Origin of the sequence: Bradyrhizobium prioriisuperbiae, from assembly GCF_032397745.1 — a bacterium.
In the GTDB taxonomy this organism is placed as follows: Bacteria; Pseudomonadota; Alphaproteobacteria; order Rhizobiales; family Xanthobacteraceae; genus Bradyrhizobium_A; species Bradyrhizobium_A prioriisuperbiae.
Window position 1 is genome coordinate 3268045 of the sequence record NZ_CP135921.1, and the last position, 18054, is coordinate 3286098.

Sequence of the window (18054 nt, forward strand, 5' to 3'; positions counted from 1 at the left end):
TTTTCATGATTTGGATTTGCCGAAGGCGAGCACGTGCAGACCGAGGCGCTGGCGGGTGATCCAGAACAGCAGCACTGTTTCAAAGATCAGCGACAGCGAGGTCGCGGCCGCCGCGCCATACCCGCCATAATGCGGCACCAGCAGCAGGCACAGCACCACATTCATCACAAACGCCAGCGCATAGGCCAGCGCACAGACGTGCTGATGTCCCAGCATGTTGAGCAGGCGTTCCACCGGGCCGATTGCCGAGCGGGCGACGAGGCCGATCGCGGCCACAAACATGATGCCATAGCCGCCGGTGAACTGCGGGCCGAACAGCCAGAGCAGCGGCTCGCCCAGCGCCAGCAGCACCAGCGTCGCCGCCAGCGACGGCCAGAACGTCCATTTGATCGCATGGGCCACATAGGCCGATAGCCGCTCTTTGTCGCCGGCGGTGTGATACTCGCTGAAGCGATGCGCCGTGGTCGCCGACATCGCGTAGTGAATGAACGACACCAGCGCCAGCGTCTTCACCACGGCGAAATAGACGCCGACGTCCTCGGACGAGCGGAACTGCTGCAGCATCAGCACGTCGGTGTAGGACAACAGCAGGTAAAAGCTCTCGACCAGCATGATCGGCAGCGACACCGCCAGCCAGTTCTTGACGGCATAAGCCTTCGGTCCGGGATCGACGGTGGTGGCGAGGCGGCGGTTCAGCACCGTCATCTGCCCGATCATGGCGATCCAGACCGCGGCGACGCTGGCCAGCATGGCGTCGACGGCAGTGAGTTTGAGACCCAGCGCGAACGCACCGGCGGTGAAACCAATGATCAGGGATTGCCGCACCACGAACTGCGGCATCAGGCCCAGCCGCATCCAGTCGTGCGAGCGCGCCAACCCGTCCTGCACGTTGGCGACCACGAAAGCCGGCAACGTCAGGCAACCGATATAGAGCGGCAGCACGGTGTCGGCATTGATCCATGGCGAGGCCAGTTTGACGGCACCCGCCAGCAGCAGCGACACCGTCAAGGACACCGCGAATGTCAGCCAGCGGCTGCCGGACAGGAAGCCGCGCAGCAGCGCGTGTTGGTTGGCGGCGCGATATTCGGGAATCAGCTTCTGTGCGGAGACCGCTATGCCGAAGTCCATCATGCTGCCCAGCAGCAGCACCCAGGTCCAGACATAGACATAGACGCCGTAGTCGGAGGTGCCCATCCAGCGCGCCAGCAGCACCTGGGACAGGTAGGCGAGCCCGGCGCTGAATACGCGGATGATGAAGACCGTGCCGGCAAGCCGTTTGGTGAGCGAGGCTTCGTGCGAATCGCCGCCACCGAGAAGCGCACGCAGCCGCGCCAGCAGGCCGGCGGATTCCGGGTTTGTCGTCTCGGTGTCGATCACGGCCACTATCAATCGCTCCGCCGGTGCTTTCGCGGCGGTCTCTGCCTTATCAACCCTTCGTTAAGATTTGGTTGGGTGGGAAACCGTTCGGGGTCCGAGCGGATCCCGGAAGATCAGGAGCCGACGCGTAGCGGTGCGTGCATCTTGCGCAGATACGAGATCACCGAGAGCGCGGTGATGCGGCCGGTTTTCGGATTTTCGCTGGGAATGTTCTCGATAGTCATCGAGAAGCTGGCGGAATCGGCGTCGACCTGGATGGTGTGGGTGTTGCGTGTCAGCGCCGGGTCGGCCCAGATATCCAGCACGGTCCGGTCGGGGCCGATGCCCGCAAGCGACAGCGCCACCGCGACATTGAGATTGGCAGGGAAACCGATCGCGGCCTCACGCGCCGTGCCGCTGAACACCCGCAACGGTTCCTTGATCCCCTCGATCGCGATGTTGTTCTCGACGAGGTAGGGCGCCCCGAGCAATCCCTTCACCGGCTTGCGGGTGATCATCCGCACCGAATTGATGGTGCCTTCGGCTGCCGCCGCCACTGCATCCAGGCCGAGCAGGGCGCCGGTCGGCACCACGATCTGGCCACCATGGCGGCGCGCCAGATCGATCAGTCCGTCATGGCTGAGCAGAGCGCCAGCGCTGAGCACGATCGCGGTCTTGCCGGCGCGCAGGAATGGTTCGGTGATGGCCGGCAAGAGTGCGGCCGGCGCGCATTCGATGACGACGTCGGCAAGGGCTTCCAGCTCTTCGATGGCAACGACGGACACCGGGCGCGACAGGTGCGCCAGCCGCTCGCGCGCCTTGTCGCGATTGTTGGCCGAGACGGCCACGAGTTCGCAACCGGGCAACCCCCCCTGGTCGAGGGCTTCGGCAATGCGCAGGCCGATCGCGCCAAGGCCGGCGATTGCGATGCGCTTGGGGGCAGGCTGGGATGACGTCACGTAACAGTTCTTTCTAGCGGACAGTTGCGGTGCCGGGACTGATATCAATGTTTGATATCAATCCTCATTCGCCTTGAAGCGGCTCATGCCTTTCAGCACGAACGGGGCCACGAGCGCAATCAGCGCGATGCCAAGCAGGGTCGCCGACATCGGGCTCTGCAGCAGGGTCATGGGATCGCCGAGGCTGATCGAGAGCGCCCGGCGCAGTTGGCTCTCGGCGATCGGACCGAGGATCAGGCCGACCACCACCGGCGCGATCGGAAAATCGAACCGGCGCATCAGGAAGCCCAGCACGCCAAAGCCTGCCAGCATCGAGAGCTCGACCACTGACGGTTTTGCGGCAATCGTGCCCATGGTGGCAAACACCAGAATGCCGGCATAGAGCCATGGCTGCGGGATCGCCAGGAGCTTCACCCACAGTCCGACCAGCGGCAGGTTCAGCACCAGCAGCATGCAGTTGGCGATGAACAGACTGGCGATCAGGCCCCACACCAGGTCCGGTCGCTCGGCGAACAGCAGCGGTCCCGGATTGAGGCCATACTGCTGGAAGCCCGCCAGCATCATCGCGGCGGTCGCGGAGGTCGGCAGCCCCAGGGTCAGCAGCGGCACGAGGGTGCCGGCGGCGGAGGCGTTGTTGGCAGCCTCCGGTCCGGCCACGCCCTCGATGGCGCCCTTGCCGAACTCTTCCGGGTGTTTCGCCAGCCGCTTCTCGGTAGAGTAGGACAGGAAGGTCGGGATCTCCGCGCCGCCGGCCGGAAGCGCGCCGATCGGAAAGCCGAACAGCGTGCCGCGCAGCCACGGCTTCCATGAGCGCTTCCAGTCTTCCTTGGTCATCCACAGCGAACCACGCACCGGCTCGAGCTTTTCCTCGGCGTGATGGCGGCGCGAGGCGACGTACAGCGCCTCGCCCACCGCGAACAGGCCGACCGCCAGTGTCGTCACTTCGACGCCGTCGAGCAGTTCGGGGATGCCGAAGGTGAGCCGGGGCTGTCCCGTCAGCTTGTCGATGCCGATCAGGCCGAGCGTGAGTCCGATGAACAGGCTGGTCAGGCCGCGGATCGGCGAATCCCCGAAGGTTGCCGACACCGTGACGAACGCCACGCACATCAGCGCGAAATAATCCTCCGGCCCGAAACGCACGGCGAAGTCCACCAGCCACGGTGCGAGAAACGCCAGCCCGAGTGTCGCCAGCGTGCCGGCCACGAACGAGCCGATCGCCGAGGTTGCAAGCGCCGGGCCGCCGCGTCCCGCCTTGGCCATCTTGTTGCCTTCCAGCGCTGTGGCCATCGAGGCGCTTTCGCCGGGAGTGTTGATCAGGATGGCGGTGGTCGAGCCGCCATACATGCCGCCGTAATAGATGCCGGCGAACATGATCAGCGAGCCGCCGGGGTCCAGCTTGTAAGTCACCGGCAGCAGCAGCGCCACGGTGAGTGCGGGGCCGATGCCGGGCAACACGCCCACCGCGGTGCCGAGGAAGACACCGATCAGGGCATAGAGCAGGTTCATCGGCTGCGCGGCGACTGCCATGCCATGCGCTAGCGCTGCGAATGTATCCATTACAGCAGTCTTTCCAGTGGACCGGCCGGAAGGCTCAGGGTCAGCAGGCGGTCGAACGCAAGGTAGATCAGCGTCGTCAGCACAAAAGCGATGGCGAAGTCGGTGAGGATCGCACGCCGGCCGAACGCCCGCGACGTGGTGATGAACAGCGCCGTGGTGGCGAGAATGAAACCGCCGCCGAGACCGATGATGGCGATCAGCAGCGCAAGCCCACCAAGGATCAGCAACACCGCCTTGGGGTCGGCGCTCTCGCGCGGCGGCAGGTTGCCGCGCAGCGCATCTATCAAATTGCCGATTGCGAGCAAGCCGAGGCCGATCGCGATCACGATCGGCATCGCCTGCGGACCCATGCCATAGACCGTATTGGACTGCAGAGCGCTTGCATCCCAGACCAGAACGACGGCAAGCCCCGCAAGGATCGCCGCGATCACGACACCGGCGGAATCGATGCGGCGCCCCGGCGCTGGCTGCGAGGTTTCCGTGCTCATGATTTCACGAGGCCGACGGACCTCAGCACGTCGGTGACGCGGACCGTTTCTTTTTTAAGAAAATCAGCGAAGGCGTCACCGCCGAGATAGGCGTCTTCCCAGCCCTTCTGCTTGAGGGTTTCTTTCCAGGCGTCGGACTTCACCATCTTCTCGACGGCGTCGCTCAGGGTCTTGCGCTGCGCCGGCGTGATGCCGGGAGGTGCGACCACCGAGCGCCAGTTGGCCAGCACGAGATCAATACCCTGCTCCTTGAAGGTCGGGATATCGATGCCGGGCATGCGTTTCTCCGAGGTTACGCCGAGTGCGCGCAGCTTGCCGGACTTGATCTGTCCCTCATACTCGCTGAAGCCGGAAATGCCGGCGGTGACTTTGGCGCCAAGGATCGCGGCGAGCGATTCGCCGCCGCCGGAGAACGGGATGTAGTTGATCTTCTTCGCGTCGGCGCCGGTCGTGCCGGCGAACAGCGCCGCCATCACATGATCGACGCCGCCGGCCGAGCCGCCTGCGAAGGTCACCTTGGCGATATCGACCTTCAGTGCATTGGCCAGGTCCTGCGCGGTCTTGAGCGGCGAACTCGCCGGCACCACGATCACCTGGGTCTCCTCGGTCAGGCGTGCGATCGGCGTCACCTGCTCCAGCGTCACCGGCGATTTGTTCATGGCCAGCGCGCCGACCATGACAAAGCCGTTCACCATCATCTGGTTGCCGTCGCCCTTGGCGCCGTTGACGAACTGCGCGATGCCGACACTGCCGCCGGCGCCCGCCACGTTGGTCACCTGCACACTGCGGGCGATGCCGGCCGCAACCAGTGCCTGCTGCATGGCGCGTGCGGTCTGGTCCCAGCCGCCGCCGGGAGCCGCTGGCGCCATCACTTTGAGTTCGAGCTGCTGCGAGAGGGCCGGATAACCTGTCGCGAGTGACAGGGCGACGATCGCGCCGGTCAGACGCGTGCGAAACGAAATCATGGGGTCTCCTCCAGGCATCGGCGGGGCGGCGGTATCAAATCATCCGTCGCGGCAATTGGCCGCCATATCAGCCGGAAAATCCGCCGCTGTCCAGAAAGGACTGTTCGTCCGCCGTGCTGTTTCGATTCAGGATGCGATTGCGATGCGGAAAACGTCCGAAGCGCGCGATGATCTCGGCATGGTGCTCCGCCCACTTCAGGCTTTCGGCGTCGCCCAGCATCTTGAACAATGCAACGCAGGTTGTCTGGTCGTCGGCATCTTCGGAATGCTCGAACGGCAGATAGAAAAACGAGCGCAGCTCAGGCTCGATGTCGGCGTCGGCGCCGCGGTCAATGGCGCGGCGGGCAACCTCGCGGGCGAGAGGATCGCTCGCATAGGTGCGCGGATCGTTGCGAAACATGTTGCGCGGAAACTGGTCTAGCACGATCACCAACGCCAGCGCGCCGTCGGAGGTCTCTTCCCACGAGGACAGGTGACCGGCTGCTGCTGTCTCCCAGAGCGGCAGAAAGCGTGCTTTGAGCTCGGCGTCGAACGCGTCGTTGCGGTTGAACCAGCGGTCCGGGCCGGCGTCGCGCCAGAACCGCAGAATGTCGGCGGGCAGGATCTTGCTTGTCTCAGTCATTCCAAAGATCTCGCCCGCCATTCCCTCGCAGCAAGCTCAGCTTGCCGCGGCCATCTTCGGTTTTTCATCGCGCAATTCGCGGCGCAGGATCTTGCCGACATTGGTCTTCGGCAGTTCGGTCCTGAACTCGACCTGCTTCGGCACCTTGTAATTGGTGAGCTGGGTGCCGGCGAACTTGATGATGTCCTGGGCGGTGAGGTTGGGATCCTTCTTCACCACAAAGGCTTTCACCGCTTCAGTGGATTTTTCGTCCGGCACGCCGATCACGGCGCATTCCAGCACACCGGGGTGGCTGGCGAGGACTTCTTCGACTTCGTTGGGATAGACGTTGAAGCCGGAGACCAGGATCATGTCCTTCTTGCGGTCCACGATCTTGGTGAAGCCGTCGGCGCTCATGATGCCGATGTCGCCGGTGCGGAAATAACCGTCGCTGGTCATCACCTTCGCAGTCTCTTCCGGCCTGTTCCAGTAACCCACCATCACCTGCGGTCCCTTGGCGCAGATCTCGCCGGCTTCGCCGAGCGGCAGCTCGTTGCCGTCGTCGTCGCGGATCGAGAGATATGTGGACGGCACCGGAATGCCGATCGAACCGCTGAAGCGGTCGATGTCGGCCGGATTGCAGGTCAACGTCGGCGAGGTCTCCGACAATCCGTAGCCTTCCGACAGCGCGCAGCCGGTGGTCTTCAGCCAGGTTTCCGCCACCGGCTTCTGCACCGCCATGCCGCCGCCGAAGCAGGTCTTGAACTTCGAGAAGTCGACCTTCTTGAATTCCGGGTGCTGCAGCAGCGCGTTGTAGAGCGTGTTCACCGCGGGGAAGCTGTTGACCTGGTACTTCTGCAATTCCTTGATGAAGCTGCCGATATCGCGGGGATTGGGAATCAGCAGATTGACGCCGCCGGCGCGCACCGCGAGCAGGTAACACGCGGTCAGCGCGAAGATATGATACAGCGGCAGCGCGCAGACGATGAACAGCTGATCGACCACCGGCGGCTTGCGCAGCGCCGGCTGCAGCCAGGCATCGTTCTGCAGCACGTTGGCCAGGATGTTGCGATGAAGCAGCGTTGCGCCCTTGGAGACGCCGGTGGTGCCGCCGGTGTATTGCAGGAACGCAACATCATCGGGGCCGATGCTCGGCTTGTTCAGCTTGAGCTGTCGCCCGGCGGACAGCGCGTCGTTGAACGACACGGCGGTGGGCAGCGAGAACGCCGGCACCATCTTCTTGACCCGGCGCACCACGAAATTGACGATCACGCCCTTGAAGCCCAAGAGGTCGCCCATGCTGCCGACGATCACGTGCTTGACGCTGGTTTTCGCCAATACCTTTTCCAGGGTGGTGGCGAAGTTCTCCAGCAGCAGGATGGCTTCGGCGCCGGAGTCCTTCAGCTGATGCTCCAGCTCACGCGGGGTGTAGAGCGGATTGACGTTCACCACCGCGTAGCCTGCGCGCAGCACCGCGGCGGTCGCGATCGGGTTCTGCAGCACGTTCGGCATCATGATGGCGACACGAGCGCCCTTCTGCAGGCCCTTGCTCTGCAGATAGGCGCCGAGCGCCACCGACATCTCGTCGAGCTCGCCGTAGGTGATCGCCTTGTCCATGCAGATGAAAGCCTTGCGGTCGCGAAACTTCGCGAAGCTTTCCTCGAGCAGCGCCACCAGCGATGGGTACTGGTTGACGTCGATGTCTGCAGGCACGCCGGCGGGATAATTCTTCAGCCAGATCCGATCCATGGTGTTCCCCCGTGAAGTTTGCCGGTTCGTTCTTGCGACGACATATTGACCGGTCACAACTGTTGATGGGCACCAGTATTGGGCGAACCTGCGGGGGCTTGCAAGCCGGTGTGCTTTAGAGCCGCATCAGACTGCGGCCATCTCGATTTAGCTGATGCAAATCAAAGCGTTGCCCGGCGGCGGCTGGGCTCATGAAGGGGCTCATGAGCCGCTGATGGCCGGTTGTGTTCAGCTGTGCGGTGCGCTGGTAGCGCCGGGGGCTGTGCCCTGGATCACCGGCTTGGCAGCGCTGCTTTCCTTCTTGCCCTTGGCCGGCTTGGCCGCGGGGTCGGTCTTGGCGCCTTTGGCGGCGGCCGGCTTCGCCGCGGCGCTGGCCGGCGAGGCTGCGGGTTTGCTCGCGTGAGGCTTCGCGGTTGCTTTGTCAGCCGCGGGTTTGACACTGGCGGTCTTGCCGGGCTTGGCGTCAGCGGCCGGCTTTGCCGCGGTTTTTGCGTCCGCTTTGGCGTCCGTCTTGTGCCCGGCAAGGCGCGCCTTTTTGCCTTTGCCTCGGGCTTTGGGGGTCTGGCTGTCCGCATCGGCGGCGTTCGCCGCGATCAGGGCCGCACCGGCCTTCTTCGGTCCGGTGTAGACGATAACGGGCTCGACCGGTCCGGCCCCTGCCGCCATCAGCTCCGACGCCTTGGCCTGGCCGACCTGCAGGCCGGCGAACAGCGACAGGCCGCCTTCGCCGCTTGCTGTCGTCCCGGCGTTGTCGTCATCGGACTCCGGTGCCTGCTGGCGCTTGCGGTTCGGCCCGCACATGTCGTCGCGCAGATTGGGTGGTTCGGCCGCGACCGGGACCAGCGCGTCGACGGTGCCAAGCGACGGCGTCAGCCAGGCGAGGCCGGTGCCCGAGAAGCCGCGCTCCAGCAGTTGCGCCGCCTTGTACGCGCGCATGCTCGATGACGATGCGCCCAGCACCACGGCGATCAGCCGCTTGTTGTTGCGGGTCGCGGACGCCACGAGATTGAAGCCCGAGGCGCAGATGAAGCCGGTCTTCATGCCGTCGGCGCCGGGATAGCGCCCGATCAGGCTGTTGAAGTTGCGGGTCACCCGTCGGCCGAACTTGATCGCCGGGATGTGGACGAAATACTCGTATTCCGGCAGGTCGCGCAGGATGGCGCGGGCCAGGATGGCGAGATCCCGGGCGGACGTGACATGCCCGTCGGCGGGAAGCCCGTTCGGATTGACGTAGTGGGTTTGCGTCATGCCGAGGCGCAGCGCGGTGCGGTTCATGTCGTCGGCAAACGCCTCGACCGATCCGTCGATCCCTTCCGCCAGCACCACGGCCATGTCGTTGGCGGACTTCACCATCATCATCTTCATGGCGTTGTCGATGGTGACCTGCGTGCCAGCCTTGAAGCCCATCTTGGAGGGCGCCTGGCTCGCTGCGACCGGCGACACCGTGATCAGGCTGTCGAGGGTCAGCTTGCCGTCCTTGACCGCCTTTAGCACCACATAGGCGGTCATCAGTTTGGTGACCGATGCCGGATACCAGGGGTAAGTCGCGTTCTCAGCGAACAGCACCTTGCCGGTGTCGGCTTCGACCACGAGGGTGGCCTCGGCGCTGGCTGGGCGCGGCGCTGCGAACGCCATCAGGCATGTCGCGAGCGCGAGACAGCTGAGGAGGCGGCCGACAAGGGATTTGTGAGGTGAGGCGATCAGAGAAAGCAATGTCCGATTCCGGTCCGTTGCGGCGCGTCGGCCTGTCGGCTCGACGTCCTTGAAGCGTATCGTTGACGATCAGGTGGCCCTCGATCAAGCCGTGTCAGGGCCGGATCCGAGAGCGTTCACCGCAAATCGGTTGATGCCGCGAAAACTTATCCTGTTCTCGCCGTTCCGAACAGAGGTTCCCAAGGTTCGTCCAAGGTTCGTCCAGGGTTCCTGAGCTGCAGCGGGCGTGGCCGGAGTCGTCCACGAAAGGGGCCAAATTTCGACCATCGGTCGCCCCCTGATCACATCTGCGCTGGCGTCTCCGCTTGCGGCGCGGGGGGCGTATGGTCCTGGACCATGAACTGGGCCCGGGCGAGATCGGCAAAATGCCCGCCACGTGCCACCAGTTCATCGAACGTTCCGGTTTCGATCACCCGGCCGTTCTGGAACACCAGGATGCGGGTGGCATTGCGGATGGTCGAGAGCCGGTGCGCGATCACGAACGTGGTACGGCCCTGCATCACGGCGTCGAGTGCGGCATTGACCTTGGCTTCGGTCACGGCGTCGAGTGCACTGGTGGCCTCGTCCAGAATCAGGATCGGCGGATTTTTCAACAGCGCGCGCGCGATCGAGAGGCGCTGACGCTCGCCGCCGGACAGCATCCGGCCGCGTTCGCCGGCATTGGTCTCGAACTTCTGCGAGCCGCGCTCGATGAACTCCAGCGCCTGCGCGCGCTCGGCCGCCTGCCGCATCTCGGCCTCTGTGGCGTCGGGTTTGCCGACCCGCAGATTGTCGGCAATGGTGCGGTTGAACAGCAGCGCCTCCTGAAACACCACGCCGATATTCCGGCGCAGGGCGCTCAGCTTCAAGGCGCGGATGTCCATGCCGTCGATCTTGATGATGCCGGACTGCGGGTCGAACGCCCGGTGCAGCAGCGCGATCGCGGTCGATTTGCCCGCACCGGTGGGGCCGACCAGCGCGATGGTCTGGCCCGGCAGGACCGTGAACGAGAGGTCTTCGATCGCTGGCCGCTTGCCGTCATAGGAAAACGATACGTTGTCGAATTCGACCAGGCCCTGCAGGCGGCCGGGATCCATGGCGTCCGGGCGGTCGCGCACCGCCGGCACGGCGTCGAGGATGTCGAAGAACTCCTGCAGCCGCGGCGCTTCCATGAAGATGTTGTTGATGAAGCTGACCACCTGCTCGAGTTTCTGGATCAGCATGGTGGCGAACGAGACGAACATCACGATCTCGCCGATGCTGGCGAGACCCTGTCCATGCAGGATGATGCCGACCACGAAGATGGCGAGGATGGTGATGGTGGTCGAGGCGCGCGTCATCACCGTGACGATGGCCCACCACGACAGCACCGGAATCTGCACCGCCAGCAATTTGCCCGCGACACTGCGAAGTCCCTGAACCTCCGCGTCGACGCGCACGAAGCTCTGCACCAGCGCCACGTTGCCGAGCGAGTCCGAGGCACGTGCCGCGAGGTCGCTGAAATGCTGTTCGACTTCGCTCTGCAGGCTGTAGGTCTTGCGCACCACCAGCGTGGTCAGCACCGTGAACACGATGCACAGCACGAACAGCAGGATCGCCAGCCGCCAGTTGAGATAAAGCGACAGCGGCAGCAGCACCATCAGCGACATGATCGCGGCAAAGTGCTCGCGGAAGAAGCCGAGCCACAACCGCCACAGCGCGTCGGTGCCCTGCAGCATCACCTTCATCAGCCGCCCGGAATGGATGCCGGTGTGGAAGGTGAGCGGCAATTGCATGATGTGTTCGAAGTACGTCGTCAGGATCGCCTGCCGCTGCCGATGCGACAAACGATCGGCATGCAGCGCCACCAGCACGCCGCAGGCGATGGTGAACAGGCCGAAGGCGGCCCAGATTCCGAGCAGCGACCATATGGCCGGGGGCGTGCCCGCGAGGCCGCCGGCAGCCGGGGCTCCGGACAGCGCATCGATGATGCGTCCGAACAGGACGGGCTCGGCGAACTGGGCAACGGCCAGCAGCAGGTTGGCAATGGCCAGCACCCAGCCGAGCCGCGATTCTTTTCCCAGCAATTGAAGAACGCGGACGTAGAGGCGAAGCATCGCGATAAACCCATGACCATTACGCTAATCAGGGGGCGATCTAATCAGGGATTGATGTGGGAATACACCCATGGCGGGTGTTTTTGCACTCAATTGATCTGCCGTTGCTCGGGCGGCGGCAGCATGGTGTCGTCGAAAATATCCGGAAGTGTAAAGTTTTTATGGAATTTGAAATCCGCTGCTATCGCCTGGAGTGAGGCGCGGAAACGCGCGGCATCGATGCTGCCCAGGCCATGCGCCTTGACGTGGTCGGTGACGATGTTGTCCTTGAGCACGACGCGCAGCCGTTCCAGTTCGAGATCGCGCGATGCGCCATCGACCCGCGTGATGACATCGTCGATGGCGCGCCCGGGCGCGTCATTGGCCAGCCGGACGCCCGCGATCAGGGCCCGCAGGAAAGCGCTGACGGCGTCCACATGATCGGCGGCGAATTTCGGGTTGACGATCACGGCCTGGCCGTAGGCCTCGCAGCCATAGTCGGCGAACCGCAGCACCGCGAGATCGCTGGCCGGAATGCCGCGATCCCGCAGATTGATCGCTGACAGATACGAGAAGCCGGTCACCGCATCGACCTGGCCGGCCGACAGGATCGGCTCGCGCACCGCGGCGCTGATCTTTTCGAACCTGACCTTGGCGCTATTGACGTTGTTGCTGTGGGCAAGCGACGGCCAGAACCGGATCGCGAGATCGCCCTCGGCGACACCGAGCGTCTTGCCCTCCACGTCGGTGAGGGTGTTGATGCCACGGCTACGGCGCGCGATCACGGCATAGGGTGCCTTGTCGAACAGCACGAACACCGCCTTCACCGCGGGCGCCGTGTCACCGTCGCGAAAGCGGATCAGCGCGTTGAGGTCTGCCAGCGCCATTTCGCTTGCACCTGACGCGACGCGGCTGATGGCGTCCTGCGAGCCGGCGGCGGTGTCCATCGTCACCGTCACGCCTTCGGCGCCGAACAGTCCGCCGGCGGCGGCCACCATGAAGGGAGCCGTGGTGCCGTCCAGCGGACGCTCGAACGAGAAACGCAGCGCCGTCGCCGCACGAGCCTTCCGGCTGCTGACGAGCACACCGGCGCCGATGGCGCTCAGCAGCATGCGGCGGCGGGTCGGGGTGTATGACATCGGCTCCAGATACTGCACTAGCATGAACAGTGGGAGATTGATGGTTTATCGGTATCCATATGGTGGTTTCGCGACAGCATGTCTCAAGCCAACCTGCGACAGACGGTAGCAGGCTACATCGGCCAAGGTCACATATCAGCCCAAATCCGTTCAGCTTGCGTTGGGTTAAGGGAACCTAAAGTGCCCCGGTTCGTTTTCTCAGGTCTGACCATTGGGTCAGGGGGCATTTGAGGAGTGCTGAAATGATGCGTCGAGGTCTTTCTTTCACCGCCCGCGGTGTTGCGCTCGCGACAGTCGCCGCGCTGGCGCTGACGATGTTCGAGCCCGTGCCGGTTTTGGCGCGTGATGCCGGCCCGGCTCCGGCAACGGCCTCGGCTGGCGTCGTTGCGGCCAGCGGTGCGACCGATTTCAGCGCGGCACGCCGCCGCTATCGCCGCGGTGGCGGCAACAATGCCGCTGCGATTGCCGCGTTCGGTGCGTTCGCCGGGATCATCGGCGGCGCGATCGCCGAGTCCCAGCGCCGGGATTATTATCGGGAACGCTACTATGATGGTGGTCCCGGCTATTACGGTCGGGGTTATGGCTACGGTGGTCCGGGTTATTATGGCGGCGGGCCGCGCTATTACGGTGGCTGGTAACAGCGCCTGACACCGCGCACGCCTGAGCGTGCCTGATCGAGTTCAACACCCGGCTGGGTCAACCCGGCGGGTGTTTGCTTTATGACAGCGATTTGCCGCGCCTTTCGTTAACACCACGGAGATGGCTTTTCGCTAGTGTCGGCTGCATGAGTGATTCGATGGAACGGCTTTATGCAGCGGTCGTGACGGCGAGGGATCTCGATCCCGCCGCGTCGCGCACTGCGCGCCTGCTCCAGCAGGGTCCGGCCAAGATGGCCAAGAAGCTGGCGGAAGAAGCCGTCGAAGTCGCGATCGATGCGGTAGGTGGCAATCCCGACGCGGTGGTCCGCGAAAGCGCCGATCTGCTCTACAACCTGACCGTGCTGTGGGCCGCCCTCGGGATCGAGCCGGCCGATGTGTGGACGGAAATGGACCAGCGTGAGCGCCTGCTGGGCATTGCCGAAAAGCTGCCTAAAACGGCGGCGAAGCTGGCCAAGCGGACGGCAGCCGGCCTCAATCGGCGACCAATTGTCGCGATCGACGGCGGACGGCTGCGAAAGCACCGTTAAATCGCCATCAAATTCATAATTCCCTGCATGGACAAATCGGTCCGAGGGTGCTTCATCGCGCCATGCTGAGACGTATCTACGACTGGTGTGTTGCTGCCGCCGACAAGCCTTATGCGCTTTGGATCATGGGAGCGGTCTCGTTCGCCGAGAGCTCGTTCTTTCCGGTGCCGCCGGATGTGATGCTGATCCCGATGTCGCTGGCGCGCCCGAACAAGGCGTGGCTGTATGCGCTGGTCTGCACCATCACGTCGGTGGCCGGCGGCGTGGCCGGTTACGCGATCGGTGCGCTTCTCTACGATTCCCTCGGGCAGTGGCTGATCCAGCTGTATGGCTTGGGCGACAAGATCGACGGGTTTCGCGCGGCTTATGCCGAGTGGGGCGCTCTGATCATCATCGGCAAGGGCTTGACGCCGATCCCCTACAAGCTCGTCACCATCGCGTCCGGCTTCGCCGGCTATAATCTGCTGCTGTTCGTGCTGTGCTCGATCATCGCCCGCGGCGGCCGCTTCTTCATTGTGGCGATCCTGATGAATCGTTACGGCCCGTGGATCAAGGCGCAGATCGAGAAGCGGCTGGGACTGTGGGTGGCGCTGGGCGCGATCGTGCTGGCGCTGGGCTTCGTCATCGCGATCAAAGCGTTTTGAGCCGCGGTTCCCGCCGGATCGCGCGCCGGTCCGGCCGTCTCCGCCGTTCGGTTGAGCAGAAGATCGTGCTTTTCCAATTCAATCGGCTTCGAAAACCCCCTACAATGGTCCTGTGCCTTCAAAGCTGATTCATGGATCGCGGCCCCTGCTATGTCTGACCGACTTCGGATGATCGTGCGTCCGGCCGCACAGACGACGGGCGCGGTGTCGGTCGTGCTGGTGCTGCTGGCGGCGAGCGCCGCCTGGTCGCAGACCTCCTTGGCGCCGCAGCCATCGCCAACTCAAGCATCGCCGACTCCTGCACAAGCGCCGCAACCGTGGCCGCCGCAACAGCCGCCGCCAGTGGTGCAGGCCACGCCCGACCCGGATCAGCCGCTGGCGTCGGGCCGTCCCGGTTTTGTCGATGAGATCGGCAAATTCTTCAGCGAGCCCCCCTGGGGCCTGCCGCCGTTGAAGACACCGGCACAGACGCTTGAAGACCTCAACGCCCGCACCAGGGATGCGACCGACAACCTGACCCGCTTCTCAAAGGGGCAGGTGGTGGCGGGCCGGATCAAATGCCCGGTTGCACCCAACGGCGCGCCGGACTGCAAGGTGGCGGCCACCAGGATGTGCACCGACAAGGGCTACAAGGAAGGGCAAAGCCTGGATTCCGACTCCGCGGAAAGCTGCCCGGCAAGCGTGATTTTGTCCGGCAAGAAGCAGGACTTCCAGGAGTGCCGGGTCGAGAATTTCGTGATCCGCGCGCTCTGCCAATAGCCGGCTTTTCCCTTTACATGTCTGGCATGCAAGCGTCGCGCGGTTGCCTCCATCCCGATTGCAAGATTGCTTTTTGATCCACCCTTCTGGCATCGTTCGGACATGATGCGGGCCGCGCCCGCCGGAGAAACAGCCCGTTTGGGATGAGACAAAAGGATTTCGACGAATGAGCATGCCTGCCTTGTTCAAGGGGCGCCTGTCGCTGCCGGTGATCGGATCGCCGCTGTTTATCGTGTCCAACCCGGATCTGGTGATCGCCCAGTGCAAGGCCGGTATCGTCGGGTCGTTTCCCGCGCTGAATGCGCGCCCGGCGGCGCTGCTTGACGAATGGCTGGCGCGCATCATCGAAGAGCTTGCGGCCCACGACAAGGCGCACCCCGAGCGTCCCTCCGCGCCGTTCGCCGTCAACCAGATCGTCCACAAGTCGAACAACCGGCTCGATCAGGACATGGCGCTGTGCGAGAAATATCGCGTGCCTGTCATCATCACCTCGCTGGGCGCGCGTGAAGAGCTCAATCAGGCTGTGCACGGCTGGGGTGGCATCGTCTTCCACGACGTGATCAATCAGAAGTTTGCGCACAAGGCGGTCGAGAAGGGCGCCGATGGCTTGGTGCTGGTCGCAGCCGGCGCGGGCGGTCATGCCGGGCAGATCTCGCCGCTGGCGTTCGTGGCGGAAACCCGCAAATGGTTCGACGGCCCGATCGCCCTGTCGGGCGCCATCGCGAACGGCCGCGCCATCCGCGCCGCGCGCGTGCTGGGCGCCGACTTCGCCTATATCGGCTCGGCGTTCATCGCCACCAAGGAGGCGAACGCCGTGGACACCTACAAGCAGATGATCACCGCATCCGGGGCCGAGGACATCGTCTATTCGAATCTGTTCACCGGCGTGCACGGCAACTATCTCAAGCCGTCGATCGTCGCCGCCGGCATGGATCCGGAGAATCTGCCGGTATCCGATCCCTCCAAGATGAACTTCGGAACGGATGCCAGCGGCGAGCGCGCCAAGCCGAAGGCCTGGAAAGAGATCTGGGGCAGCGGCCAGGGCGTCGGCAGCATCGAGCAGGTGTTGCCCGCGGCAGAGCTGATCGCGCGCTTCAAGAAGGAATACGACGAAGCGATCGATCCGCCATTGTGATTGCGGCCACCGGCATGACACGCATTCGATCTCGCGAGGCCTGGTCGTGACCGCGCGGCCTGACGACGCGATCTTTCGCCTCGACGGCAATCGTGTGTGGACCAGCCCGCGGGCCGGTGGCCCCTGGGATCCGCGCGCGCAGCACGGCTCGCCGCCGGCGGCGCTGGTGGCCTGGATCGCCGCCTCGCTGCCGTCACCGGTGCCGATGCGGGTTGCACGGCTGACCATCGACCTGATGCGGCCGGTGCCGGTGGCGCCGCTGACATTCACCAGCGAGATCATCAAGGAGGGGCGGAAGATCCAGCTCCGCGAGGTTCGTTTGCTCGCTGACGATGTCGAGGTGGTGCGTGCCAGCGTCCTCAAGGTCCGGACGGCGGAAAACGCTATTCCGGTCGAGGCGGCAACGCCTCCGCTCGATGTGCCCGGTCCCGATCAGTGCCGCGACGACAACATGAATTCCGCGCGCAATGTCTTTCTCGGTACCATGTCGATGCGGCCGGCGTTCGGTCGCTTCATCGAACAGGGACGGGCCGCGATCTGGTTTCGCGCCAACGTGCCCCTGATCGAAGGCGAGCCGCTGTCGCCGCTGCTTCGTGCGGTGATCGCTTCCGATTTTTGCAACGGCACTTCGCCGTCGCTGGATTTCAGCAAGTGGATGTTCATCAACGCCGACCTGACCGTCAATCTCGCCCGCTATCCGGCCGGCGACTGGATTTTGGTCAATGCGGAATCCTATTCCGGCCCCGACGGTGCCGGGTTGTCGATCGCCCGCCTTGCCGATGCGCAGGGTTATTTCGGACGGGTGATCCAGAGTCTGGTGGTCGAACCGCGGTAACCACGGCTGTAGCCCGGATGAGCGAAGCGATATCCGGGATGATGTGCGCTGAGGTTGTTATCCCGCATGTCGGCTTCGCCTCATGCGGGCTACGAAGAAAGCTACCGCTTGGTCTCGCGGCAGCTTGCCAGCTCCGCCTCTTCCTTCGAGCAGAACCAGCGGTCGCCATTGTCGGGCTCCATGCTGACGCGCGCGTACCAGCGGCCGCCCGGCACATGATAGATGCAGGTGCCGGACCGGTTGACATGGCCCTTGATGGCGCATTCGGGCGACGGCGGCTTGGACGCGGACCGCCCGCGCAGCAGCAGCGCGCGTGAGGCGGGATTGACGTCGAGACTTCCGAGCACGGGGGCCTGCTTGTTGCGCCGGCGCCATTCCGGCGGCGCGATGAACGCGCCGGCCCATAACCCCGCCTTCGCGGTCTTCGCCTCGGTTTCGTCCGCGTCATAGTCATGGGAAATCCGCAACGCGACCGCCCAGCCGGATCGCACCAGCCACTTTGCGATATCCTCGCCGTCCACCGTGCATTTGGCGATGGTGCGGCCGAACCGCTCGATACGCGTGCTCTGGCAGGCCCACGGCTTCGATCCAACGTATTTGGCGAGTTCGTCGCGCGCCGTGAGGCCGCATGCCCAGCGTTCGCCCGCTGCATCCACACAGAGCTGCTCGAGTGCGGGGGCGGCAATCGCGGCCAGACGGAGCCGGGCCTTGCCGATGTTGACCGCGCCGCCGCTGATGACATGGGGGACGCCGGTGACATCCGCAGCGCTGGCGATCCCCGTTGCGGCCAGCAGGATCGTCGCAATGGACAAGGCAATCTTCAGCATCACTGCTCCTGAAATCAGCCGCATATTATTCAATGAATGTGCCGGCGGTGTCCGCGCCGACGCCCGCCCGATCCCAACGCCGCCTAT

General features: G+C 64.3%; 17 protein-coding genes. 6 read left to right on the plus strand and 11 right to left on the minus strand.

Features of this window, described 5'->3' with window-relative positions; translation table 11 throughout:
- Positions 1-3: 3 nt before the first annotated feature.
- From RS897_RS15345 to RS897_RS15390, 10 genes are all read right to left on the minus strand, one after another.
- Positions 4-1383 (minus strand): flippase, encoded by a 1380-nt coding sequence (locus tag RS897_RS15345; RefSeq protein ID WP_315837371.1) that lies wholly within the window; start codon positions 1381-1383, stop codon positions 4-6.
- A 107-nt stretch (positions 1384-1490) separates the two neighbouring features.
- Positions 1491-2315: an aspartate dehydrogenase gene (locus RS897_RS15350; protein ID WP_315837372.1), complete on the minus strand. Its 825-nt coding sequence runs from the start codon at positions 2313-2315 to the stop codon at positions 1491-1493.
- Between the two features lie 57 nt (positions 2316-2372).
- On the minus strand, positions 2373-3872 hold the full coding sequence (locus tag RS897_RS15355) for a tripartite tricarboxylate transporter permease (protein ID WP_315837373.1): 1500 nt from the start codon (positions 3870-3872) through the stop codon (positions 2373-2375).
- On the minus strand, positions 3872-4360 hold the full coding sequence (locus RS897_RS15360; RefSeq protein ID WP_315837374.1) for a tripartite tricarboxylate transporter TctB family protein: 489 nt from the start codon (positions 4358-4360) through the stop codon (positions 3872-3874). Before RS897_RS15360 ends, RS897_RS15355 begins: the two co-directional genes overlap by 1 nt.
- Complete coding sequence (locus RS897_RS15365) at positions 4357-5325, minus strand: Bug family tripartite tricarboxylate transporter substrate binding protein (protein WP_315837375.1); 969 nt, start codon at positions 5323-5325, stop codon at positions 4357-4359. The genes RS897_RS15360 and RS897_RS15365 overlap by 4 nt, the downstream gene beginning before the upstream one ends.
- A gap of 67 nt (positions 5326-5392) precedes the next feature.
- Positions 5393-5947 (minus strand): DUF924 family protein, encoded by a 555-nt coding sequence (locus RS897_RS15370; protein ID WP_315837376.1) that lies wholly within the window; start codon positions 5945-5947, stop codon positions 5393-5395.
- A gap of 36 nt (positions 5948-5983) precedes the next feature.
- Positions 5984-7675, minus strand: a complete 1692-nt coding sequence (locus RS897_RS15375; protein ID WP_315837377.1) for a long-chain fatty acid--CoA ligase — start codon at positions 7673-7675, stop codon at positions 5984-5986.
- A gap of 228 nt (positions 7676-7903) precedes the next feature.
- Positions 7904-9310: a D-alanyl-D-alanine carboxypeptidase family protein gene (locus RS897_RS15380; protein WP_315837378.1), complete on the minus strand. Its 1407-nt coding sequence runs from the start codon at positions 9308-9310 to the stop codon at positions 7904-7906.
- 359 nt (positions 9311-9669) lie between these two features.
- Positions 9670-11469 carry a glucan ABC transporter ATP-binding protein/ permease gene (locus RS897_RS15385; protein ID WP_315838653.1) on the minus strand — a complete coding sequence of 600 codons (1800 nt, stop codon included), beginning with the start codon at positions 11467-11469 and terminating at the stop codon, positions 9670-9672.
- An 83-nt stretch (positions 11470-11552) separates the two neighbouring features.
- Positions 11553-12581 (minus strand): ABC transporter substrate-binding protein, encoded by a 1029-nt coding sequence (locus RS897_RS15390; protein ID WP_315837379.1) that lies wholly within the window; start codon positions 12579-12581, stop codon positions 11553-11555.
- Positions 12582-12823: 242 nt separating this feature from the next.
- Here RS897_RS15390 and RS897_RS15395 point away from each other — a divergent pair, with 242 nt between their 5' ends.
- From RS897_RS15395 to RS897_RS15420, 6 genes are all read left to right on the plus strand, one after another.
- The gene (locus RS897_RS15395; protein WP_315837380.1) at positions 12824-13219 is read left to right on the plus strand and encodes a hypothetical protein; all 396 of its coding nucleotides are present in this window, start codon (positions 12824-12826) and stop codon (positions 13217-13219) included.
- 146 nt (positions 13220-13365) lie between these two features.
- Complete coding sequence (gene hisE, locus RS897_RS15400; protein ID WP_315837381.1) at positions 13366-13767, plus strand: phosphoribosyl-ATP diphosphatase; 402 nt, start codon at positions 13366-13368, stop codon at positions 13765-13767.
- A gap of 62 nt (positions 13768-13829) precedes the next feature.
- The gene (locus RS897_RS15405) at positions 13830-14411 is read left to right on the plus strand and encodes a YqaA family protein (protein ID WP_315837382.1); all 582 of its coding nucleotides are present in this window, start codon (positions 13830-13832) and stop codon (positions 14409-14411) included.
- A gap of 150 nt (positions 14412-14561) precedes the next feature.
- Entirely contained in the window at positions 14562-15170 is a 609-nt protein-coding gene (locus tag RS897_RS15410; protein ID WP_315837383.1) for a hypothetical protein, read from the plus strand.
- A 166-nt stretch (positions 15171-15336) separates the two neighbouring features.
- Positions 15337-16305 carry an NAD(P)H-dependent flavin oxidoreductase gene (locus tag RS897_RS15415; RefSeq protein ID WP_315837384.1) on the plus strand — a complete coding sequence of 323 codons (969 nt, stop codon included), beginning with the start codon at positions 15337-15339 and terminating at the stop codon, positions 16303-16305.
- A 46-nt stretch (positions 16306-16351) separates the two neighbouring features.
- The gene (locus RS897_RS15420; protein WP_315837385.1) at positions 16352-17140 is read left to right on the plus strand and encodes a thioesterase family protein; all 789 of its coding nucleotides are present in this window, start codon (positions 16352-16354) and stop codon (positions 17138-17140) included.
- Between the two features lie 101 nt (positions 17141-17241).
- Here RS897_RS15420 and RS897_RS15425 read toward each other — a convergent pair whose 3' ends face one another.
- Positions 17242-17967: a thermonuclease family protein gene (locus RS897_RS15425; RefSeq protein ID WP_315837386.1), complete on the minus strand. Its 726-nt coding sequence runs from the start codon at positions 17965-17967 to the stop codon at positions 17242-17244.
- Between the last annotated feature and the right edge of the window lie 87 nt (positions 17968-18054).